Annotated in this window: 17 protein-coding genes; 4 read left to right on the top strand and 13 right to left on the bottom strand. The window is 67.3% G+C overall.

Annotated elements, in window-relative coordinates; translation table 11 throughout:
- Positions 1–41: 41 nt before the first annotated feature.
- The 4 genes from ACQPYM_RS15715 to ACQPYM_RS15700 form a co-directional block, all read right to left on the bottom strand.
- Positions 42–935, bottom strand: coding sequence for an aldo/keto reductase (locus tag ACQPYM_RS15715; RefSeq protein WP_433021253.1), 894 nt, complete (start codon positions 933–935; stop codon positions 42–44).
- Positions 936–1,011: 76 nt separating this feature from the next.
- Complete coding sequence (locus ACQPYM_RS15710; RefSeq protein WP_433021251.1) at positions 1,012–2,109, bottom strand: lactonase family protein; 1,098 nt, start codon at positions 2,107–2,109, stop codon at positions 1,012–1,014.
- Complete coding sequence (locus tag ACQPYM_RS15705; RefSeq protein WP_433021249.1) at positions 2,106–3,023, bottom strand: oxidoreductase; 918 nt, start codon at positions 3,021–3,023, stop codon at positions 2,106–2,108. Before ACQPYM_RS15705 ends, ACQPYM_RS15710 begins: the two co-directional genes overlap by 4 nt.
- A 39-nt stretch (positions 3,024–3,062) precedes the next feature.
- Positions 3,063–4,547 carry a M4 family metallopeptidase gene (locus ACQPYM_RS15700; RefSeq protein ID WP_433021247.1) on the bottom strand — a complete coding sequence of 495 codons (1,485 nt, stop codon included), beginning with the start codon at positions 4,545–4,547 and terminating at the stop codon, positions 3,063–3,065.
- 240 nt (positions 4,548–4,787) lie between these two features.
- Here ACQPYM_RS15700 and ACQPYM_RS15695 point away from each other — a divergent pair, with 240 nt between their 5' ends.
- Complete coding sequence (locus tag ACQPYM_RS15695) at positions 4,788–5,873, top strand: winged helix DNA-binding domain-containing protein (protein WP_433021245.1); 1,086 nt, start codon at positions 4,788–4,790, stop codon at positions 5,871–5,873.
- Positions 5,874–5,891: 18 nt separating this feature from the next.
- Here the strand turns inward: ACQPYM_RS15695 and ACQPYM_RS15690 are convergent, their stop codons facing one another.
- The 8 genes from ACQPYM_RS15690 to ACQPYM_RS15655 all read right to left on the bottom strand — a co-directional run bounded on the left by ACQPYM_RS15690 (position 5,892) and on the right by ACQPYM_RS15655 (position 15,766).
- Positions 5,892–6,371 (bottom strand): hypothetical protein, encoded by a 480-nt coding sequence (locus tag ACQPYM_RS15690; protein WP_433021243.1) that lies wholly within the window; start codon positions 6,369–6,371, stop codon positions 5,892–5,894.
- A gap of 588 nt (positions 6,372–6,959) precedes the next feature.
- Entirely contained in the window at positions 6,960–8,117 is a 1,158-nt protein-coding gene (locus ACQPYM_RS15685; protein ID WP_433021241.1) for a hypothetical protein, read from the bottom strand.
- Between the two features lie 13 nt (positions 8,118–8,130).
- Positions 8,131–8,523 (bottom strand): hypothetical protein, encoded by a 393-nt coding sequence (locus ACQPYM_RS15680; RefSeq protein WP_433021239.1) that lies wholly within the window; start codon positions 8,521–8,523, stop codon positions 8,131–8,133.
- Between the two features lie 510 nt (positions 8,524–9,033).
- Positions 9,034–10,842 (bottom strand): hypothetical protein, encoded by a 1,809-nt coding sequence (locus tag ACQPYM_RS15675; protein ID WP_433021237.1) that lies wholly within the window; start codon positions 10,840–10,842, stop codon positions 9,034–9,036.
- Between the two features lie 188 nt (positions 10,843–11,030).
- On the bottom strand, positions 11,031–13,937 hold the full coding sequence (locus tag ACQPYM_RS15670) for an ATP-binding protein (protein WP_433021235.1): 2,907 nt from the start codon (positions 13,935–13,937) through the stop codon (positions 11,031–11,033).
- Entirely contained in the window at positions 13,934–14,515 is a 582-nt protein-coding gene (locus ACQPYM_RS15665) for a hypothetical protein (RefSeq protein WP_433021233.1), read from the bottom strand. The genes ACQPYM_RS15670 and ACQPYM_RS15665 overlap by 4 nt, the downstream gene beginning before the upstream one ends.
- Complete coding sequence (locus tag ACQPYM_RS15660) at positions 14,515–14,799, bottom strand: hypothetical protein (protein WP_433021231.1); 285 nt, start codon at positions 14,797–14,799, stop codon at positions 14,515–14,517. The genes ACQPYM_RS15665 and ACQPYM_RS15660 overlap by 1 nt, the downstream gene beginning before the upstream one ends.
- Positions 14,800–14,851: 52 nt before the next feature.
- Complete coding sequence (locus tag ACQPYM_RS15655) at positions 14,852–15,766, bottom strand: conjugal transfer protein (RefSeq protein ID WP_433021229.1); 915 nt, start codon at positions 15,764–15,766, stop codon at positions 14,852–14,854.
- Between the two features lie 791 nt (positions 15,767–16,557).
- Between ACQPYM_RS15655 and ACQPYM_RS15650 the strand changes: the two genes are divergently transcribed.
- Positions 16,558–17,433: an aldo/keto reductase gene (locus tag ACQPYM_RS15650; protein ID WP_433021227.1), complete on the top strand. Its 876-nt coding sequence runs from the start codon at positions 16,558–16,560 to the stop codon at positions 17,431–17,433.
- An 89-nt stretch (positions 17,434–17,522) separates the two neighbouring features.
- Positions 17,523–17,912 (top strand): thioredoxin, encoded by a 390-nt coding sequence (gene trxA, locus ACQPYM_RS15645; RefSeq protein WP_360282449.1) that lies wholly within the window; start codon positions 17,523–17,525, stop codon positions 17,910–17,912.
- A 992-nt stretch (positions 17,913–18,904) separates the two neighbouring features.
- Here the strand turns inward: trxA and ACQPYM_RS15640 are convergent.
- Positions 18,905–20,173: an NAD(P)/FAD-dependent oxidoreductase gene (locus ACQPYM_RS15640; RefSeq protein WP_433021225.1), complete on the bottom strand. Its 1,269-nt coding sequence runs from the start codon at positions 20,171–20,173 to the stop codon at positions 18,905–18,907.
- Positions 20,174–20,263: 90 nt separating this feature from the next.
- Between ACQPYM_RS15640 and ACQPYM_RS15635 the strand changes: the two genes are divergently transcribed.
- On the top strand, positions 20,264–21,817 hold the full coding sequence (locus tag ACQPYM_RS15635; protein ID WP_433021223.1) for a PucR family transcriptional regulator: 1,554 nt from the start codon (positions 20,264–20,266) through the stop codon (positions 21,815–21,817).
- Positions 21,818–21,822 lie beyond the last annotated feature (5 nt).

Genomic DNA, 21,822 nt, shown 5'->3' with positions numbered 1-21,822 from the left:
CCCCAGAATCGCGCAGCGCTGCGCCGGCTGACAAGAGGTGACTAGGCCAGAAGTCTGAGGAGTTCTTCATCACGCCACAGCTCGGCGGGAACCGATTGCCGGACCAGTGCCGCGTCGGCCCGGATCTCGGCCCGGCTGGCCGCGCCGATCAGCACCGATGCGACCGCGGAATGCCTGCCAGGAAAGGCCAATGCGGCCTGCGGCAGCGATACGCCGTACCGTTCGCAGACGGCCAAGAGTCGCCGGGCCAGGATCACGCCGGGGTCAGTCGTTTGTTTGGATCGATCGGTCCCCAGCACCTGTTTGGTCAGTACTCCGGACGCGATCGCGCGCACTCCCCTGGCCTGGCACCGATCGAGCAGTGGGGTCGCGGACCGGTCGAGCAGTGAGTACTGCCCGGCGAGCAGCACCGCATCGAGCTCGGTGTCACGAACCAGCCGATCAAGCAGTCGCCAGTCAGCGGCGGCCGCGCCGATCGCGGCCACGACTCGCTCCTCGCGCAGCTCATGGAGAGCGGGGTAAGCCTCCTCGATGACCTGTTGCCAATGCTCGTTTCCGGGGTCGTGCAGCATGACCAGATCCACTGTGAGCCCGAGGCGCTTGCGACTCTCGGCCAATGATCTGCGAATGCCGTCGGCGGAGAAGTCAGCGCTGCCGTCCACCGCTCGGCCGACCTTGGTTGACAGCAGGAACTCCTCCCGCGGCCAGCGCGCGAGCGCAGTACCGAAGCGTTGCTCGGACCGTCCGCCGCCGTAGCTGGGCGCCGTGTCGAAGTACCGAATGCCGGCCTGGTACGCCGCGTCGATGGTGGCCGTCGCGATCGCGGCGCCGTCCGCGTCGGGCAGTTCGCCGATCGGAGACCCGCCGAGCCCGAACCGGGGCAGCCGGAACCTGAGCGCGGTCAATGGACTGAGAACGTGGCTGGGAGCGGTCATCGCAGTGGTCCTCCCTGTCGGCACCACTACCAAGCATGGGTGCAATGTGGGCGCCTCGCACCTCGAAACGTCCAGGTCAGCCCGGCAGGACGCAGACCGGGCTCGGTGTGGAGAAGGAGGTTCTGGCCGTCAGCCCGCCGGTTTGCGGGTCGACCTGGAAGGTGGCGATGCTGTTCGATCGCTGGTTCGCCACGAACATCAGCCGGCCGGTGGGGTCCAGCGTCAGATGGCGAGGCCAGTCGCCGCCGCAGGACGGCGTACCGATCAGGCGCAGGGACGCTCCGCCCCCGTCGACGGCGAAGATCGCGATGCTGTTGTGCCCGCGATTGGTGACGTAGACGAACCGGCCGTCCGGCGACACGATCACCTCGGCGGGATAGTTGGCCGGCGAACCGGGCGGGACCGTGCTCTGGGTTGCGCCCGGCGTGACCTTGCCGGTCGTTGCGTCGTACCGGCAGACGGTGATCGTGCTGTCCAGTTCGCCGGCGACGTAGGCGTAGCGGCCGTTCGGGTGGAACGTGAGGTGGCGCGGGCCGGCGCCGGTCTTCAGCTTCGCCTGGCTTCTGAGCGTGAGCTTGCCTTGGGCAATCGTGTAGGTGTAGATCGAGTCTGTGCCCAGGTCAACGGCCAGGACGTAGTTCCCGGTGGGATCCTGCAGGACTTGGTGGGCATGCGGTTCTGTACCGGCATGCTTGACGAGGTCGGTTCGTTGCCCAAGGCTTCCATTGTGGTTGACCGGATGGACGGAGAGGTCGCCGGAGCTGTAGTTGGCGCTGACAAGGTACTTGCTGTTGGCAACCAGAGCCAGATGGCAGGGTGCGGATCCACCGTTGGGTTGACGATTGAGGATGCGCAGCTTGCCAGGTGAGTCCACGGCGATCGCGGTGACGCCGCCCGAGGACTGCTCGTTGACGGCGTACAGGTTGCGGCCCGAGGGCGACATGATCAGGAACGACGGGTCTTGCACTCCGGTGAGTACGCCGGTCGAGGTGAGCTTGCCGGCCGCGTCGTACGAGGCAATCCCGATGCCGGGGCCTCCGCTTGAGGTGTAGGTGCCGAGGTAGAGGGTTGAGCCGGCTGCTGCGCTTGCTGGGTTGGTGACTCCTACCGTGGCGCTGCCGAGGGCGGCTGCGGTGAGTCCGAGGAAACGGCGGCGGCTCGTACCCCTGGTCACAACGCGTCCACTGCGGTTGCCTCGGCCGACCAGGTCCAGAGGCGTTTGGCGAGCTCTGGGTCCTGGGCTGCCTTGCTCGGGTGGACCAGCTTGGGCTTTCCGCGGTACTCGAAGAACGACGGGCCGACGTACGAGCCGGGACGCACGTCGGGCAGCGTCGCGGCGTACAGGCTCGGCCAGGCGCCGGCGGCTGCGGACTGGGCGACGATTTTGGTGCCGAAGCCCATGATCCGTGCCTCGAGGCTGACACCGCCCAACTGCGGACCCGACGTCTGCAAGTGGGTGCGTGCGTAGCCGGGATGCGCGCCGACGCTCAGCAGCGACGTACCGGCTGCTCGGCCGCGGCGGTCCAGCTCGAGCATGAAGAGCAGATTGGCGAGTTTGGATTTGCCGTACGCGTCCCATTTCGCGTAGCCGTTCTCGGCGCGGAAGTCGCTCTGGTCGATGCTTTTGACCGTCTTGTGCATGAAGGAGGAGACGGTCACCACGCGCGGGCTGGCGGCGTTGAGGAGCAGCGGCAGAAGCCGGGCGGTGAGCGCGAAGTGGCCGAGGTGATTGGTGCCGACCTGCAGCTCGAACCCGTCGACGGTCTGCCGGTACGGCGTCGCCATCACGCCGGCGTTGTTGATCAGCAGGTCGAGGCTGTCGTGGGTCTTGGCGAACCGCTCGGCGGCGGCCGCGACACCGTTGAGGTCGGCCAGGTCGAGCTCGAGGATCTCGGGTTGGCGTCCTGCGCTCGCTTGCAGGCTGGCCGCGGCCTGCTCGGACTTCTCCGGGTTGCGCGCCGCGATGGTCACGTCCGCGCCATGCCGGAGGAGCTCGAGGGCGGTCTCGTAGCCGAGTCCGCTGGTCGCGCCGGTGACGAGGGCGGTGCTGCCGGTCAGGTCAGGGATGTCCTTGGTGCTCCAGCTCATGCGCCCACAGTAGTCGTGGGCGCACGAGCCGGCGGGTTGCTAGAGGATCTTGCGCGCCTTGAAAGCGGCAGTCACCTGCTCGGCGGCCGCCTTGCCGTAGAGCAGGCGTGCCGACTGCACGGTGACCCGGGCGGCGTCGGCGAACGAGGTGTCCGGCGCGTAGAAGAACGTGCCCTGCAGGATCACCTTGTTGGCCTTGTTCCGGCCGAGCGCTTTGTGAATGTCCCACAGCGCGTGCGACCAGATCTCACCATCGGCGTGCACCTGGCCGACCATGTCGTCGGTGGTCTTGCCCGTGTCGGTCCGCCGCAGGCAGTGCTTCGGGCCCGGCGTGTACGACACCGCGTCCCAGTCCATCACGCACGGCAGGTCGTAGTTCTTGCTGACCGGGACCGACATGGTGACGGCCCAGTAGTCGCCGAAGCCCTCACCCATTGCGCCGGCCTCGGCCGACTCGCCGTACCCGGGAACGATGTCGTCCTGGATCGCGTGACCGTACTCGTGCCAGATCACCTCGGCGTCCTCGGCGTCGTCGACCCCACCCTCGCCCATCGTGATCATGTCGATCGACGGGTCGTAGAACGAGTTGTCGCCCTCGAAGGTGTTGATCGAGAAGTCCTGCGACTCGTTGTTCACCTCGGTGAAGCCGAGCGAGTGGATGTACTCCTGGGTCTGGTTGACCTGGTAGTACGCCATCACCTGCTCGAACTTGTCGTTCGCCCGCTGGAACACGAAGCTGTTGTTCTTGTTGTAGGCGACGCCGCCCTTGGCTTCCTTGATGTTGACGTACGGGCCGCGCAGGTAGCCCGAACCGTCCAGGTTGCGCAGGATGACGTTCTTCTGGGCCAGGAACAACTCGTTGGAGTTCTTGTCGTTGTTGTCGAGCAGGTCCTCGTTCTTCAGCGTCACGACCGGGCTGGGGTCGAACACCGCACCGCGGCCGTCAGCGTGGTCGCTGAGCACCTCGGACTTGACCAGCTTGCCGTCCTTGGCGTCGACCAGCGAGCGGGTGACGCCCTCGTTCGAACGCGACGTGACGTTCCAGACCAGCCGCGCGTCCGGCCCGCCGACGACCACGAGCTGGGCCGCTCCCTGGGTCGCGGTCGGCGTCGGCACGACACCCTTCCCGCCGGTACTACGGCTCCGCGCGGCGCGGTTCGCGACCGCGGCGTTGGCCGACTTGGTGGCGGTTGCCGACGGCACCTTCGCACTCACGTCCAGGTTCGCCGGTACGGCGTCGCGGCCGTCGGAGACCTGGACGACCTTGCCCGACTTGTCGACGTGCTTCGCGTAGTACCCGTTGAGCACAGGCAAGCCCTTGAAGGTCTGCTGGTACCAGTAGTGCTTGCCGAGCAGTGAGGTCTTGGTCTTGATCAACTTCAGGTTGCCCGGCACCGCACTGGCGGCCGAAGCGTCCGTCGGCGCTGCCCCCGCGGCGCTGGTGAACGACAACCCGAGTGCCAGCACCGCACCTGCAGCGGTGACGGCGGCGATCGCCTTCCGGCGACGCACGTGCTTGGTCATACTTTCCCTCCCAGGTAGACGACCACAGTGGACGACCGTGGTGGTACGACTACGATCCGTCGCGACCCTAGTTCGCCCGGCACCACCGTGGGAAGCAAAACTTTGCGTGACCACGGTTCGGCAAGGGAAATCATCTGGTCGTTGGCTGGGGTTTGAGCTCCATCGAAGCTTCGTCGAAGCGGACAGGAACTGGCCTCTTCCGCTCGTAGGGTTTTTCCCGAACCCAGGAGAGGATCAGCCATGACGAAGTTGAGTCTGCAAGCCCAGAACCGCGCCACCCTCGAACGCCAGTGGCTGCTCGAACGCCGGCCCGCCACCGCCCTCGAAGCGATCGAGCACCTGGTCGGCATGCAGGCCCAGGTCCCCCTCGCGCCGTACGTCGGCCTGTGGGCCCGGCTCGTCGACTTCGACCCCCAGGAACTGGCCGGCCTGCTGGAGAACCGGCAGGCCGTCCGCGGTTCCTTGATGCGGGCAACGATCCACCTGATGTCGAGCCGCGACTTCCTCGCGATCCGCGGCCTGATCCAGCCCCGGCTCGAACGCGAGGTCTACTCCAACACGACGTACGGCGGCAAGCGCCTGCACGGCCTCGACATGGATGCCGTACTCCAAGCCGGCATCGACCGCTTCACCACCTCGCCGGCCACAGCGGTACAACTCCGCGAACACCTAGGCCCGATGTGGCCCGACCGCGACGCTCCATCCCTGGCCCACGCGGTCCGCTGCCTACTCCCCACCATCCAGATCCCACCCCGAGGCATCTGGGGCAAGGGCGGCAACCCCACCATGACCACCGCCGACCTCTGGCTAGGCTCCCCCATCAACCCCGACCCAGACATCGACCAACTAGTACTCCGCTACCTGGCGGCGTACGGCCCCGCCACCGTCGCCGACGCCCAATCCTGGTCCGGCTTGACCCGCCTCTCAGAGGTCTTCACCCGCCTAGACCTCCGCACCTACACAGACGCAGAAACCGGCAACACCCTCTACGACCTCCCCCACATCACCCTCCCTGACGAGGACACCCCAGCCCCCGTCCGCTTCCTCCCGGAATTCGACAACCTCCTCCTCTCCCACGCCAACCGCACCCGCTTCTACCCCCACCCCACCCCACCAGAAGCCCTAAGCCGAGGCGCAATCCTCCACAACGGCCACCTAACCGCCCTCTGGAAACGCCCCAAACCCCCCAAATCAACAGCAACCCTAGAAATCGAACCCCTAGGACCACTCTCGCCCACCACCCGCAAGGCCATAGAAGCCGAAGCCCAAGCCCTGCTGAGGTTCGCAGCGGACGCGCAAACGGCAGAGGTCACATTTGTCGAATGACCGATGCGTGGCGATGCATCAGCGCGACTGGAGGTAGACCTCGAGGCTGCGAATCCGCTCGGCTATCGAGGGCTGACCGGCGAGCCAATCCGGTTGGGCCAATCCCAGTCGGCGCGACGACTCTTGGTGCTGCGCTTGCCACCCATAGAAGACCTCCAGCAGTTTGCGACCATAGCCGAGGTCGGCCACAGCCCGGTCCGCCATTCGCTCAAGCAACTTTGCCTGCCCGATGAAGAGCAGAGGCGCGAACAGAGGGGCGAGGAAAAGCAGAGAGTCAAGGAGGCTGTCGTAGAAAATCAGCGACATGAGAATGAATCCGAAATATGACACCATCAGAAACCCGACGACCGTACATCCCACCGCCGGCACGGTGCGACTCAGCTTGAGGAGTTGACGGACCAACAGTGCAACGATGCGCGTCGGCACCGAATACCACAGGGCAAGCCGACTCACCCAGCCGTGTCCATGCAGATGAGTCGCCAGATCATGTGCCATCACCGCTTGAAGATGACTGGGCGGCAAGGTGTATATCGCCCAACCTGTGACGCTTACAGCGCACCCTCCCGCGGCCGCCCCCGTTGGGCCCTCCGCGCTCTGGATCCAAAGGGAGTAGCGGTTGGCTCCTACTCGCGCTCTGTCAGCTACGGCCATCCAATTGGGGGCAAGGCGCTGCGCCTCCACCATCGTCGGACGCCGAAGACCGAGGAGATAGCGGGCCACAAGTCCGTCTGATCCCGGCCATAGCACAATCAATCCGGAGAGAAGCCAGATGGCCACCAAAACCCACGTGCGCTCTTCGAGTTCGAACCCCTGGCATAGCCAGTAGATGATTATGAAACTGACGCCTGCCCAAAGTATGGCGTTGAGGATCTCCGCCAGCAGCAGGCCGCCGCCACCTGGCGCACCTCCACCAGGCGGACTTTTGGGCACATGAACAGGCTCGTCCGGTCGACGTGGCGGCAATGAGGACGGAGGGGGACTACCTGACTGCTGACCTTGCGAAGGACCGAGCGGTCCCGCTGCGGATGGATCCGTGTGCGGGCGATCGGCTGGTTCCTCTTGGTTGCTCATTCATCACCTCTGTGGTCAGTACATAGACACATGGAGATGATCGAAGTGACCACCTGTCGCATCGTTCGGATTGTAAACTCCGCCTCCGTTGTAGGGCTTCCAACTTCCGGTGCGCGAGGTCCAGATTTTGCCATACCAGATCACGTACCTGACGCCCGTCGTCCCGGCGGTCTCGATGGTCCAATTCGCCATCTGGTCACCCTTGGCCCGTAGCGGAGCGGATCTGCGCGCGTCGCCCCCGACCATCACATCGCAAGCCTTGCCCTTTGGGTGATCGCTGGTTGGATTCCATGCGTGGCGATCCCAGCAACTCATCGGCGGATTGGCCAGGGCGGCTCGTGCCTGACTGACCCAGAGAGCGGTCCGGGGCGTCACCATGCCGCCAGTGCCGGTGGGATCCGTCACTGTCTGCTGTTGGGGGGGCCACACACCATGGACCGGCTGCCCGGCGACTAGCCCCTGACCTTCATCACACTCATCTAGGGCGAGGTCGCTGCCACCGGGACCTGCCGGGGGTGTGGGCCCAGCACGACCGGCGTACGGATCACCAGCTCGGTCAAGATCGATGCCAACCTCCGCTGCGATGGCTCGCGCCGTCCGCTCATGACGTGCATACGCATTGGGGAACGCCGAAACTTGCACCGCCTGTGCGGCCTCCGTGTATGACATCGACGGCCATCCCTCGATATCCACCAGGCCCGGTGGACTCGGCGGATTGACGCCACCGAAGAACGCCTCAGCCGCATACGTAGGATCGAGGATTTCCTTCACCGTGCCCCAGCCGGCCGACGGCCTCTGCTGAAACAACCCGACAGAGTCGCGGTCACCGTAGTTGATGTTCTGCAACTGCGACTCTTGCAACGCAGTCATCAACGCCACGAGCGTGGCTCGCCCTGGCAGGCCGCGAGCGACAGCGACATTGTCGATGATCCGGGCGAAATCCTGCTGCCGCACCCGGAATGCCTCGTCCGCGCCCGGCGGATCGTTGGCCCGACCGTCATCTCCTGCAGGGCATCCGGCAACGAATCGATCGCCGCCGGCGCCGAAGGGCACCAGGACTGCCAGACCGAGCATTCCCGCGATCGCCATCAAGCCGACCGCCTTCATCACCATCGATTTGCCCAGCACCGCACCCAATACGCCGTCGGCCGCTGATCCCGTCAGCATGAGCAACCCACCCACTCCGTCACGGACCCGACCCGCCATTCACATCGCTCACGACCCAGACCAGACCTTCGGGCACCAACGTAATCACCAATGGCAAAACAATCCGGTCAGGAGACTTGCCAGTGATGTCAATTGTGAGGGTTATCAACCGACTTATCCGCGTTGGCGTGTCGACGGGTGCCGAGTCAGGCCGCGGGGCTGCCACAGCGACCGATACCACGGTCGACTTGCCGCCATCACGTTTGAGCGCGTCGTAGGTTGTATCCCCAGCAGCCATCAGGCTGTCCGCTACCTCGCCACTGATGAATGGACCGGTTCGTGTTACCAGGTCGCGATAACTCTCTCTGGCAGGGTCACGGGTGTAAAAAGTCCGAGCCCACCTGGTGGCCACATCCACCGCATCCTTGGCCACCAGTGCGGAAGGTCGCTCGGTGAGGATGGGCGGCGTGGAAACCGCGGAGCTCGGCGATAGCGGCGAAGGGGGTGTCGTCGGCGTCTGCTCTGGTTGGCTCGGTCGCTCGGGTGGCAAGGATGGCGTGAGCAGGCCGACCTCCTTGCCTGCAGGCTCATCGCGGCCGAGTAGTCGAGGTAGACCTCCACCAAGTCCGAGCACGACTACAGCCAAGATGAGGACAGCGACAATCACTGTGACGGGGCCGGTCGGCTCCGCTTGTCTCTGTTGCCGAAGCCATGCCATCCGTTCCGCGTGGTCATCGCGACGCCATGACCGTTTGGCTCGACGACGCTCTCTGCGACGAAGATCGTCGATCTCCTCGGGATAGGAATAATCCGGGCGCACAATGTCACGCCAGTTCTCTGGCGAGCCTGGTCGCGCTCGGTCGATGCCACCGGCTGCTTCATCGGCGTCAGTCGGGCGCCTGCGCCCGCGTTTCTGATCCCCTTCCCGTCTACTCACTCAGGCTCACCTGCGGGTCGGCACCATGACGGTCACCCCGTCCTTGGTCACCCTGGAGTACTCACGGAAGCGGCGTGCACTACCGGTGGCCGGGCGCCTTCTCTCCCGTGCCTTGGGAGGGCCGTCTCGCAGACTGGCTGAGTGGCCGTGCACGCGCGGTTCGAAGCGGCTGCCTCCCTGCGGTTGATTGGTGTCTCTGGCATGACGCGGGCGCTTCGACTCAGTCGAACCGCCACCAGATGTAGACGCCGAGGATGACGACGTCACACCGCTGCTGGAGCTATAGCCGACGGAGATCTTCTTCCGCCGCGACGCTCCACCGCTTTCGCCACTTGTAGCCACACCGGGAGCAGTCGTCTGAACATGCTTCCCTTGGTCCTTCGCCATGCTCGAACTACCGGTGAGCCGACCGAAAGAGCCGGCGCCTTGGGAACTACCGGACGCCTCGATGGCGCGTCGATCGCGGCCCGCTGCCAACGCATGCGCCGGCCGTTGCGGTACTCCGATCGTGCCTCTGGCTCCGCCAAGTACCGGTGCCTGCCTGAAAATTCGTACAGATGCCGCCCTCTCGACGCTGGCCTCCCGGGCGCCTCCCTTACCGGTCGGCCGTTCACCAACTGTCGGGCTCGCAGCGCGGCTGCCGACAGCACCCATGAGCCGACGGACGGCGGTCATCGCACCGCGTCGGGCCAACCCGCCCATCAGCAGACTGCCCGCACCCGGACGCATCATCGAACTCATGCTCTCGAACAGGCGGCGGAGCCTGAAGCCCGCAATGAGTACTGCGATCGCGAGACCGCTGACCGGCAACCAGCCGAGGGTGTCCGTCAGACCGAAGACCGCGGTCACCAGGGCCAAGGTTGTCGAGAAGACAAGCAGAGCGAGGATGGACTGCAGCACCAGTCCGAGGAGAGCCTCGAACCAGTTCATCCCCCATTGCCTGCTCCGGCCCGGTATTGCCCACAGGCAAGCGAAAAGCACGCCGACCACCAGCAACAGCATGCATCCGACGAATGCCATCAATGCGGTGAACGCGAGCGAGATCGTCAGGAATGCGAACAGGGTCGCTGCGATAGCGCCCAAAGTCAGAACGCCGACTCGGCCGAAGGGGTTCTCACCCTTCGCCCACTTGACGGTCGCGGCGTCTCCGCCACCTTCGGCTTTGCTCACCTCATTGTCGATGTAGTCCCTGCGGGCATCACCGTCAGTCCCTTTGTCCAGCAGAGCCTTGCCATAACGCTCACAGGCGGCAAGCGAGCCGAACTCCGCCACACACCATGGAGTTGCGGCGAACGCCCGCCAGGTCGCATCGCCTGACTTCCGAAGCAAAGTGTCGCGCGAGGAGCCGGAAAAACTGGGCTCCGGCATCGTGATCGGCACCTTGACGGTATCGCCGAGTACTTGTGACGAGGTACCGACAACTGCGTCTGAACCGATCTGACGCGCCCCATCGACACCAGTGAGCCAGGTCGATGGCGCCATTGCGAAACTGGTCGCCAACAGCCCTGCCGCGAATACCCACACGAGCTGCCCCAGCGCACTTCCGCTCGCCCGCTTCTGGGCATAGGCGGCGATGGCGCCGAAAGCCAGCGCCGACGGCAACAGCCAGCCGACGAACTCCGTGTTCACCGTGCCGATCGCCGCCGAGGCGGTCTCGGTCAGAGGCTTGATGTCGGTGAACGAGAAGAGCCACCACCCGACCGAGATCGCGGCGCGCGTGATCGCCACGATGTACATCATCACCATGTGCGCATAGCCGTTGAACACTGCCTGGATGGGGTCCCTGAAGCTGGTCTCGAAGTCGAGTCCGTACACGGTCGGGCTGTACTGCTCGAAGAGAGTCCGGGTGTCGCCGCCGGTGAGGTCCGGGGTGGGTAGCAGGTCACCGAAGCCCGTGGGATTGGTCGGGCCGGTGTCCGGGTCGGCGGCCAGGGCGGTTTGGCAGAAGATGACTGTAGTTATCGCCAGGGTGGTCAGCGCCGTGCGGAGACGGCGGGACCATCTCATGCGACGTGCTCCTTTTTGCCTGAGCCGTTGCCGTTTGTCGGCGTTGGGTCGGCGGGGTACATGGCTTCGTTGTAGGCGGCTTCGTCTGCTTCTTGGTCGTAGACCTCGTCAGGGCCGATGGGCTCGTCGTAGCGAGCCGGGTGGTGGTGATCCTGGCCGTTCGGCTGGGCCGCTGCGGGGGGTGGGGGCGCGGCGTGGGTCGGCTCGGGGTGGGTCGGCGCGGCGTGGGTCGGTGCAGGTGGGGGTGGTGGGGTGTGGTGGGTGGCGGTTTCTACTACTGGGACTGAGGGGAGGGGCTCGTCTTTGACGGGTTCCTGGGTGTGGGCCTCGGCTTGGGCGTGGGCTGCGGCGGCTGGTTCGAGGCGGTCGTCCAGGTCTTCTTCGTCGTCGGCGAACGGGTCCGGGTCCTCGTAGGGGGCGAGGATCGGCTGGGTGGGTTCGAGGTCGTGTTCGGACTCCGGGGTGGTGCGGAGGAGTTCGGCGACGCGTTGGCTGGGGATGTCGATCTGGACGGTGGCGACCTCGTCCCAGCGGTCTCGCATGATGCAGTGGCCGTGGCGGATGCTCTTGCCGTTGGCCGCGGTGTTGATGCCGCGGACGAGGGTCTGGTACGGCGCGGTCTGTGGCCGGCCCAGGAGCTCGAGCAGGGAGTCGACCTGTTCGCGCGACCGCAGGCTGAAGGCGAACAGGGTGGTGATCTGCTCGACCAGGCCGGGCAGCTTCAGGATGCTGGCCGGGTCCTGGGTATCCAGCACCAGGGAGGCGCCGAGAGCACGGCCGACCCGGGCGATGTAGTCGAGGAAGGAGGCGCCGTCGGGCGTCTTGGTGAGCAGGTGGACCTCGGGCACGATGACGACCTTGGAGCGGCCGCGGAACTCGCGCCGGCCCGTCGTACGGACCATCCACGCGAGGCAGCCGCGCAGGCAGGCCATGCCGACGCGTTCGATCGGGGACCACGATTCGGGCGCGGACTCCGGCGAAGGCAGGGTGAGGCCGGGCATCTGAACGACCCACAAGCCTGGGTTCGTCGTCAGCGACGACAGACCCGACGGCGGGCCGGCGACGACCGAGCCGAGGCCTGTCTCAACGAGGTCGCGCAGGGCGAAGCCGACCGTCCGAGTGGTCTCGGACTCAGCCGCGCAAAGCCGCTGGATCACGCCCCACGACGACGGGTCGGGCGACTGGATCTCCGCACGTGTCGCCGCCATCACAGGGGCTTCCGCGGCGCCACGCAGGTGGGGAGGAAGCAGCAACATCAGCTGTGACGGCGCTTGCAGCAACGCGTCATCCACAGGCAGGACGCGCAGCAGGTCGGCAGCACCCGAGAACTGGGCCGTGATCTCGATGACAGCCGTCGGTACGCCGTACTCCGCGGCTACCGCCGATACCCCCGCAGCGTCACCCTTCAAATCCAAAAGTGGAACCCAAGCACCGGCGAACGCCGAGTCAAGACCACCCAGCATCGCAGCGGTCGTCTTGCCTCGACCCGATCGGCCGAGGAAAAGCGTGGTCGTCGCGTCGCCCAGGGCCGAACCCGCGGCGGCGTCGAAGCGCACCAGGCCAGGTGTCGACCCGGTCAGATAGCCGATGGCGGGACCGGTCGCGTCACCGATCGACGCGCCACCCCAGAACCACGAGCCGAAGAACGCGGTCGACTCGCGGACGTGGCCGAGATCGGGCACCCGGAGCTGGTCACCCGGCAGCGATTCCAGCCAAAGGTCCCGCTGCTCGTCCGCACCCGCGGCCACGGTGATACCGCGGTCGGCGTAGTGCGCGATGACGGCGTCGACGTACGCCTCCAGGTCCTCGCGGCTGTCCGCGCTGACCAGCAGGCGTGGGTGGTCCTCGACCAGCGTGAGGCCGCTGCGGTTGATGTCCCGCTTGACCTCGCGCATGATCCGCTCGGTCTCGACGATCTCGTCGGCGGTCTCCTCGGCGGTGCCCTTCGCGGCGGAGCGGCGCTGTTCCTTGGCGCTCTTGCGGGTCTCGTCGACGAGGTGGCGGGCGGTCTTCTTGGTCAGCACCCGGAACCGCACCGACGCCTCGACGGTGACGTCGATCTCGTCACCGTCGTCGTCGATCGCCTTGATCTCGGACAGGGTCCGCAGCCACTCCCCCGCGCCCGGCGTCTCGAGCTCTTCGGGGAAGTCCGTCATCGCCAGCACCGACGTGTACGCCGCGATCTGGCCGCGGGTGTCGTAGATGCGCAGGTGGTCGGTGTACGGGACGACTCGACCGGCCGTGAGGCGGGCCAGCGAGGCGCCGGTGATCAGGCCGCGGCGGGGAGCCGCGACGGCACCGCGGTGCATCTCGCGGCTGATCAGCCAGGAGATCACCTCGGCGGGAGCGGTGTGCGCGCGCCAGACGGTCGAGCCGAGCTGACGGGCCAGTTTGCGAACCCGCTCGTCCAGGTGCGCCAGCTCGCGCGCGCTGACCCGCCAGGACGTCGTACCGAGTGCGTCGCTGATCGAGCCGCGGACTTGTGCCGTCGCGCGGGGATCGCGGTCGCTGAGGTGGACGCCGAGGGCGACGTAGCGCTCCGGCATCCGCATCTCGTCGATCCGGTCGGCGCGGGTCTGGGCCCAGGCCTCGTGATCGCCGAGCCGGTAGTGGCCGGCGACGCTGTCGATGTAGTCCTGGCCGGTCGAACGGCCCCAGACCACCTTCAGATGGCTGAGCCGGTCGCCGAGGATCGTCGCGGCCGCGCTGACCGCGGCGTCGAGTGCGGCGTCCTGCTCGCCCTCGGTCGCCAGGTCGGTGTTCGCCACCGAGATCAGGAACCACGCCTCGGCGCTGCGCTCGGTCACCAGCAGACCGTCGGCGATGGCGACCAGGCGGGGCGGCGGGAGACCGCGTTCGCGGCCGATACCGACCAGGTTCAGGAGCTTGTCAGCGATCTTCATTCGTGCCCCTTATTATCCAGTCGGCTGAGCCCTGACGACGTTCTGCGACTGACCTTCTGCACGTGGTCCGCGCCGAGCAGGCGGGCCCGTTGGTTCACGGTGATGTCCGCGCCGGCGCGGACCTGCGGGTCGAGCTCCACCACGTCCTCGCGGTCCCATTCCGGCGTCACCCGGGCGCGCGCCAGGTTGGCCATCTTCTGGGTCGCGACGCGCTCCCGCCAGGGCAGGTACTCCGTCTTGTCGGCGGCCCGGGCACCGAGTCCGATGATCGGGCGGTGCGACCGCAACGCGTAGCGGACGGCCAGCGCCCACTCGGTCACCCGGCGACGACGCTCGTGGTGCTTGCCTGCCCGCCAGCCGAACGCGGTGATCACGAACGGCGGTACGACGTACAGGCTGACGGTTGGCTTCTGGGGTACGCCGATGAACGGTACGAGCAGGGCGATCCAGACGAGGATGATCACCGCACCAAAGATGATCATCCGTCGGCGGGCGCCTTCTCCGAGGTCGATGCCGAGCAGGTCGTACTGCCGGGTCTCGATCTCGAAGTGGTGGGTCAGGGTCCGGCCGACGCGCATCAGCTACCCCCGGCCAGCAATCCCCAGAACCCCTTGAGCACGTTGATGGTCTGGTTGTTGGCATAGATCAGCCCACCGACCAGGATTCCGGCCGCGATGTGGCCGAACAGCTCGCCCCACTCGCGCTTGAAGTAGTGCCCGATCGCCCGGAGGACGAGGATCGCGATGAAGATGTTGCCCGCGATGACCAGGACCCAGTCCTTGAAATCCGCGCCGGTCGGGACATTGGGGCCGGCGAGCGGCGCGGTGAGCTCCACCACGCTCGCGACTAGTGGGTGCGTCATCATTGCGGTATCTCCCTTGGTGCTCTGGTTATCCGATGGCTGTCTGCTGTGGTCATCCGACGGCAGCTACTTGCCATCGCTGTGCTCCGTCCGCGGCGACAGTACGCCGCAGAGTGAGCGAATAGGTCTGGTCGAGAGTGGTATCCCCCGCACCGTCCCAGGTAACGGCGGCCGTGGCGCGGCGCTCGTTATCGTCTCCCGCGTAGACCTGCCAGGACTTCAGGTCGCCCAGTTTGACGACACCGTTGAGGCTGTGGATCGCGGCGCCTGGCGCCGCCACCGCCTCCACCTTGGCGTCGGACTCGGCGAAGGCACTGAAGAACGCCTCGGCGTCCTTCAGGGTCGCAGCGGTCAGGTCGTCGTCCGGCACCCGCGCTTCGGGCATGTTCTCGGGCAGCGCTGCCCGCTCGTCGGCGACGTAGGTGGGCGGGCCGCTGGCGACGACACGCGAAGCCGTCCGCGCCACCGGCACGGACACGCGTTGCCAGGTGTACGGACCGGGCACGAAGGTGCGGCCCGACCTGGTGAACGCCCGGACCTGCACCCGGACGTCGACGACCGCGACCACGCCACCGGAGTCGATCTTGACCTCACCCGGGTACGCCTTGTCGGCGGTCTGCTTGCCGCGACCGTTCCAGCCGGCGCGGGCATCCAGGCCGGCGGCCAGGTCGAGGCCGATCTGGGCCGGCCGCGCCTCGGGGTTGGTCTCGTCCCAGTTCAGGTAGGACACCGCGTACCGCGTCGCGACCGCGCGGGCCTCGTCGGTCGGGAAGCCCGTCTGCGCGGTCTGGCCGGCGGTCGTGCCCGCGTTGTTCGGCCGGATCCAGGACCGTACGCCGCTGATCGCGGCGAGCAGCAGGACGGCCACCACCAGGCCGCGGAAGAACCGCCGCGCCCAGGTGGAGAAGGAGGACTCGGGCTCGGTCGACCAGGGGGTCTGGCCGGGCTCGAGGATCGGTTCGCGCACCGGGCCGGGGGCGGCGTGGGCACCGTGCGGTGACCGTTGCCGGAGTCGCTCGGGCGGCCTCGTCCCGCCCGCCGGCGGCTGACCCTTAGTACGGGCTGCTGGGGGTTGGCCTGGAGGTGCTTGGCCGGGGGGCGGCTGGGTGCCGGGCGGCTGGGGGCGACGGGGCGGTGCCATCACGCCACCGGTCGGTGGCAATTGGGGTTGGCTGTACTGCGCCGCAACCCCCTGCGCCTGGCGAGGCGTGGGTGACACCGGTCCATCGGGGTGTGACCACCACTCCGGTGGGGTGCTCTGTGGACGTTGCCGCCCGGGCTTCTTCGTTCGCCGCTGGTCCGCCCAGTGCTCACCTTTTGGCGGCAGATTCAGCAACGTTCGCCACCAACTCATCGCTACCCGCCCCTCAGACAGCAGTTACGCGGACAGTAGCCGGGAGAATACGGCAAGCAATTGCCCACCGGGAGACCCCAGAGGGGAATCCGGCTGCATCATCGCTCCCCGCAGCCATACTGTTACCCGCTTCCGTGCTCCCTGCACATCCGCGGGTGAAGCGTGACACCTTCGGTACCGTCGCCATAACTCCTCTCCCATGCCCGACCACGTCGATCAGGCAGCGCACACCATGCCACACGGAACCGACGTTCGAATATCCGTGCGAAGACCATGGTAAGCAGAACGATCCAACTGATCACAGATAGTAACCGATCCCGCGGGACGCCCTGTGGAAAACTCTCCCGTGGCGCGGGGTCAAAGTACTAGGGTTTGTCCTACTCGCGGACTTTGAGAGGACAAGCATGGAGACTCGTCGGCTCGGACGGCTCGAGCACCGCAGTTCGGTCCTGATCTACGGCGCCGCATCGCTGGGTGCGGTCGACCAGGATCGGGCCGACGCCTCGATCCAGGAGGCCCTCGACGCCGGGATCAACCACTTCGACGTGGCGGCCGACTACGGTGACGCCGAGTTGCGGCTCGGCCCGCGGATGCCCGAGATCCGCGACCGGATCTTTCTCGCCACCAAGACCGGGCGACGGACATACGACGAGGCGTGGTCGGAGATCAATCGTTCGCTGGAGCGACTGCGGACCGATCGCCTCGACCTGATCCAGATGCACGCGGTCTGCGACTTGGAGAACCTCGACCTCGTCACCGGGAAGGGCGGCTCGCTCGAGGCCGCGATCCGGGCCAAGGAGGAGGGCATGGTGTCGGCGATCGGCATCACCGGGCACACCGACGAGGCGCCGTCGGTGCATCGCGAGGCGCTGCGGCGGTTCGACTTCGACAGCGTGCTGACGCCGCTGAACTACAAGCTGTCCTCCGATCCGAAGTACGCCGCCGACTACGCCGAGCTGGTCGAGGCGGTGCGGGCGAGCGACGCGGCGCTGATGACGATCAAGATGATCTCCCGGCGGAACTGGCGGGACGGCGAGAAGAAGACCTACGACACCTGGTACCGGCCGTTCGACGAGCAGCGCTACATCACGGCCGCCACCGCCTGGCTGCTGAACGGGCATCCGGAGATCACCGGGCTCGCCACGGCCGGCGAGACCAAACTGCTCCGGCAGATGGTCCAGGCCGAGAAGGAGCGGGCCGGGCTGAGCCCGGACGACGCGGCTGCCATCCTGGACGAGGTGCAGGACTATGAGTCGCCGTTCGTGGACATGCCCATCTGACCCCCGGTACTGCGCTGCGCGGGGCCGGGGAACACTGACGGCTCCCGCGCTGTTGTAAGGGGCGTATTCGTCTAACTTCGGAGGTCGTAGTGGCAACGGTCGAGCTGTCCCAGGAGAACTTCGACAAGGTCGTCGGTTCCGACGGGCTGGTCCTGGTGGACTTCTGGGCCGAGTGGTGTGGTCCGTGTAAGGCTTTCGGGCCGGTGTTCGAGAAGTCGTCCGAGACGCACGAGGACATCACGTTCGGCAAGGTGGACACCGAGGATCAGGTCGAGCTGGCCCAGGCCTTCCAGATCCGCTCCATCCCGACGCTGATGGCGGTCCGCGACGGAGTCGTCCTGTACTCGCAGCCGGGCGCCCTGCCGGCGGCGGCGCTGGAGGACCTGATCAGCCAGCTGCGCGCGGTCGACATGGAAGAGGTCCGCGCCCAGATCGCGGCCCACGAGGCCGAGCACGGCACCGAACCGCACACGCACTGAGCGCACGCCTATATATACAGAAAGCGGTCCAGACCTGAAGCCCAGGTCTGGACCGCTTCACGTTCCGCCGGTACTGCGCCGCTCGCCGGTGCTGGAGCGAGGAGCGAGCGCGGCTCCGGTCGGAGCCGCGCTCGCGGGGCGGCTCGGACGTCGTTGGCCGGGCCGGGTGGGGTTGCGGTCCTCCGCCGAGGGGACGCGGGGGCCGCTGGTTGTGGCCGGCTCCCGCGCGGCATCGCGGGAGCCGGGGTCTTGCGCCGGGTTCCGCGAGTGAGGCGTCGCGGATTCCGGGCCGTACACCGCGAGCTCCCAGCAGGGTGAGAGTCGCGGGTGGTACTACCGGCGCCCGCAGAGCAGGCGCAGTACGAACGCCGGGTCCAGACCGGTGGCTCCGTAGTTGCCGCGGAGGTTCACCGGGTGGTGCTGGTGGATCCGCTGGTTGCGGCAGATCCACCGGGTGGTGCTGGCGGTCCGTTTGGCACTGCGGGCCGCCGGTGGTGGCGGCGGCTCCCGACAGGGGGCGGGAGGTCGCCGGTGGTGCTGTGGCTCCCGGTCACGCTGGGAAGCCGGTGGTGCTGTGCTCCCGATGGGGCTGGGAGCTGGTGGTGCTGCGATCTCCCGGCAGGGCGGGAGATCGCTGGGTGGTGCTGCCGGGTCGAGCGACCGAACCCGGGTGGTGCTGCCGGTCTCTGGGGAGGCCGGGTGGTGCGGGGATCGGTGGTGAGGCGATCCCGTGGTGCGGCCGGGGTCCGTGGTGAGGCGGGTCCCGGAGTGGTACTGCTCCCGGGGGCCGTGGAGTCGCAGCCCGAGGGGTGGTGCTGCCGGAGCCCCGGGAGAGTTGCGGGGCCGGCCGGTGGTCTCCAGCAGGGTGGAGACCACCTGGTCCCGTCGCGGTGAGGCGGCTGTGGCACGACTCAGGCCGCGACGGGAGATCGGTGGATGGTCGGTGGGAGCCCAGCTGCAGCAGGGCCCTTGGTCCAGAAGGTCAGCGAGGGTCAGCGAAGTGGGTTGAAGGGGGCCAGTTCGGTGGGAGTGCGACCGGTGGTGATGGTCTCGGCCAGGAGCTGGCCGGTGATCGGGCCGAGGGTGATGCCCCACATGCCGTGACCGCCGGCGGCGAAGACGCGGGGTGACGCGGTCGCGCCGATCAGCGGCAGGCCGTCCGGAGTACAGGGACGTGCACCGACCCACTCGAAGGTGCGGGCGTCCAGGTCGGCGTCGCGCAGCAGCGGCCGGGCAGCCTCCACGATCGCGTCGATCCGGCGCGGGTCGAGCTTCGCGTCAGGCTTGCGGAACTCCATCATCCCGGCGACGCGCAGCCGGTCGCCCAGCGGCGTACAGGCGACCCGTTGCGCCGGGAAGTACACAGGCCCGGCCGGTACGTGGGCGATCGGCACACTGAAGCTGTAGCCACGGCCGGCCTGGACGACGGTCCGTACGCCGAACTGCCGCGCCAAATCGCCGAGCCATGCGCCAGTGGCCATCACCACCGCGTCGTACGGCGCGCTCTCGCCGTCGGCGGTGACGATCCGGACGCCGCGGATCTCGTCCACGATGTCCTTCACCGTGACCCCGGTGACGATGGAGCCGCCCCGGGCGCGGACCGAGTCGGCCAGCATGTTCACGTACTCGCCCGGGTTGATGAAGCGCTGCCCGTGCAGCCGGATGGCCGCGCCGATCTCGTCGGACAGCGACGGCTCGATCTCGCGGGCGTCGTCACCGGTGATGGCCTCGAACTCGATGCCCTGGCCGGCCGCGTGGATGTGCTCGATCTCCTCGAGCAGGACCGCGCGCTCGGCCTCCGTCCGGTACGCCGCCAGGAACGACTTGGCCTCGTACGTCTCGGCCTCGACACCCGCCTTGGCCAGCGCGTCGAACCCGTTCAGCGCCTGCCGGTTGATCGGCACCAGCGCCTCCATCGCCGTCTTCCAGCGACCCGCGGTGCTGTTGCGGGCGAAGCGGGTCATGAACGAGATGAGCCGCGGGTTCGCGGTCGGCGGCACGTAGACCGGCGACGACGGGCTGAGTACGGCGCGGACGCCGTACTTGAGGACGGCCGGCTCCGGCAGCGGAGTCGCCAGGCCGGGGGTCAACCAGCCCGCGTTGCCCCACGAGGCACCCGCGGCGACGCCTTCGCGATCCAGCACGGTGACCTCGATCCCGGCCTCCTGGAGGAACCAGGCGGTGGCGAGGCCGACCATGCCGGCGCCGACGACGGCGACCCGGTCGGGGACGATGTGAGTGCCTTGCACGGAAGCGACCATGTATCGATGGTGCGTCGCGCCGAAACCGCTGTCATGGTGCGATCACACCACAGCTGGGCCAAATGACAGTGGCAAGAGCACAATAACCTTATGATCACCGTGCCTGACCTGGTCGTTGCCGTCGGACCCGCCCTGTTCGAGATCGTCGTCGCGGGTCAGGGCGAGGGTGAGGTGCGGGACATCTTCCTGGCGGATCCCCAGGAGTCAGCGACCGGCCAGCCCGGTGACCTGGTGTTGGGCTTCGGTCTGGGTAGCCCAGAGGAAGCAGTGGAGCTACTAGGGCGCTGTGCCGTCGGCAACGCCTCGGGACTCATCCTGCGAACCACACTGGCCCAGGACCCGGTCGTAGTGGCTGAGGCCGAGAAGTGCCGCCTCACGCTGGTTGCACTCCAGCCGACTGTCACCTGGGCGCACGTGGTCTGGCTGCTGCGAGGCGTGATCGACAGGGCGGCCGCACCCGACTCCCCCGCGGCAGGCGACGCCGGAGTACACCAGGAGCTCTTCGCACTGGCCGATGCCGCCGCAGCCATCGTCGATGCGCCAGTGACCATCGAGGACAACCAGTCCCGAGTCCTGGCCTACTCGAGCCTCCACGACGTGAGTGATACCGACCCGACCCGGGTGTCGACGATTGTCGGCCGGCGGGTGCCTGCAGAGGTGATCGCGCACTTCCGGGCCCGTGGGATCTTCCGCCGCCTGGCCCGGTCGAGTGAACCGTTCCTGGTGCCCGACGGGCCTAACGGGATCCGCCCGCGTCTCGTAGTACCGGTGCGGGCTGGTGGTGAGTGGTTGGGGTCTATCTGGGCCGTAGTAGATGGTCCGGTGAGCGCAGAGGTGACTACTGAGCTCAGCAACGCGGCGTCGGTGCTTGCGCTGCACCTGCTGCGGCTGCGAGCCCAGGCGGACGTCGCTAGGCGCAGTGCCATCGACAGGCTGCGTACGGTGCTCCGGCAGTTCTCCCCCGACACTCCACTCGACGTACGGCTCCCACCGCCGCCGTGGCGGGTGGTGGCCCTCGGCTCGCCCGCCGGGTACGACGTACCGCAGGAACTCGACCTGTGGGAGTCCACTGGTCGCCGCCACGGCTGGAGCGAGCCGCAACTGGCCGACCTCGACGGCACTGTCCTGGCGGTCGTCTCGGACGGCGACGGCCCAGGCTCCTGGCGCTGGCTGCGCAAGCTCGTCACTGACCTGGCCAAAGACTTCCCCGGTACTACGGCCGCCGCCGGCGGGCCCGCACGTGGCGCAGCGGACCTCCCGAGCTCCCGTGCCGAGGCGGTCGAACTGCTGGGCCTGGTACGCCGTGGACTCGCGCCCGGCCCGGCGTTGCGGGTGGAGCAGGCCTGGCACGTCCTGACTGTTCACCGGGCGGTCACTTCGCTCGACACCACCAAGCTGGACGGGCCGCTGGCGATCTTGTTACGGCACGACATCGAGCACGACACCGCGTTCGTCGACACCCTGCAAGCCTGGCTGAACTATCCGGGGCAACCGCAGCAGGCGGCGAAACAGCTGCATCTGCACACGAATACCCTGCGGCACCGGATGAAAAGGATCGGCGAGATCGCCCGGCTGGACCTGTCCAGCCCGCGCGAACGGCTTGCGCTGCAATTGCAGATCGCGGCAGTGCGGACCGAGCACTGAGACAT

This window comes from Kribbella sp. CA-294648, assembly GCF_050943845.1.
Taxonomy (GTDB): domain Bacteria; phylum Actinomycetota; class Actinomycetes; order Propionibacteriales; family Kribbellaceae; genus Kribbella.
This window is presented reverse-complemented; position numbering and strand designations above follow the sequence as displayed.

What these genes read in the sequence shown, in the direction of transcription:
- ACQPYM_RS15715 (WP_433021253.1), bottom strand. Translation starts at nt 935, where the DNA reads ATGACCGCTCCCAGCCACGTTCTCAGTCCATTGACCGCGCTCAGGTTC.
- ACQPYM_RS15705 (WP_433021249.1), bottom strand. Translation starts at nt 3,023, where the DNA reads ATGAGCTGGAGCACCAAGGACATCCCTGACCTGACCGGCAGCACCGCC.
- ACQPYM_RS15700 (WP_433021247.1), bottom strand. Translation starts at nt 4,547, where the DNA reads ATGACCAAGCACGTGCGTCGCCGGAAGGCGATCGCCGCCGTCACCGCT.
- ACQPYM_RS15695 (WP_433021245.1), top strand. Translation starts at nt 4,788, where the DNA reads ATGACGAAGTTGAGTCTGCAAGCCCAGAACCGCGCCACCCTCGAACGC.
- ACQPYM_RS15670 (WP_433021235.1), bottom strand. Translation starts at nt 13,937, where the DNA reads ATGAAGATCGCTGACAAGCTCCTGAACCTGGTCGGTATCGGCCGCGAA.
- ACQPYM_RS15665 (WP_433021233.1), bottom strand. Translation starts at nt 14,515, where the DNA reads ATGCGCGTCGGCCGGACCCTGACCCACCACTTCGAGATCGAGACCCGG.
- ACQPYM_RS15660 (WP_433021231.1), bottom strand. Translation starts at nt 14,799, where the DNA reads ATGACGCACCCACTAGTCGCGAGCGTGGTGGAGCTCACCGCGCCGCTC.
- ACQPYM_RS15650 (WP_433021227.1), top strand. Translation starts at nt 16,558, where the DNA reads ATGGAGACTCGTCGGCTCGGACGGCTCGAGCACCGCAGTTCGGTCCTG.
- ACQPYM_RS15640 (WP_433021225.1), bottom strand. Translation starts at nt 20,173, where the DNA reads ATGGTCGCTTCCGTGCAAGGCACTCACATCGTCCCCGACCGGGTCGCC.
- ACQPYM_RS15635 (WP_433021223.1), top strand. Translation starts at nt 20,264, where the DNA reads ATGATCACCGTGCCTGACCTGGTCGTTGCCGTCGGACCCGCCCTGTTC.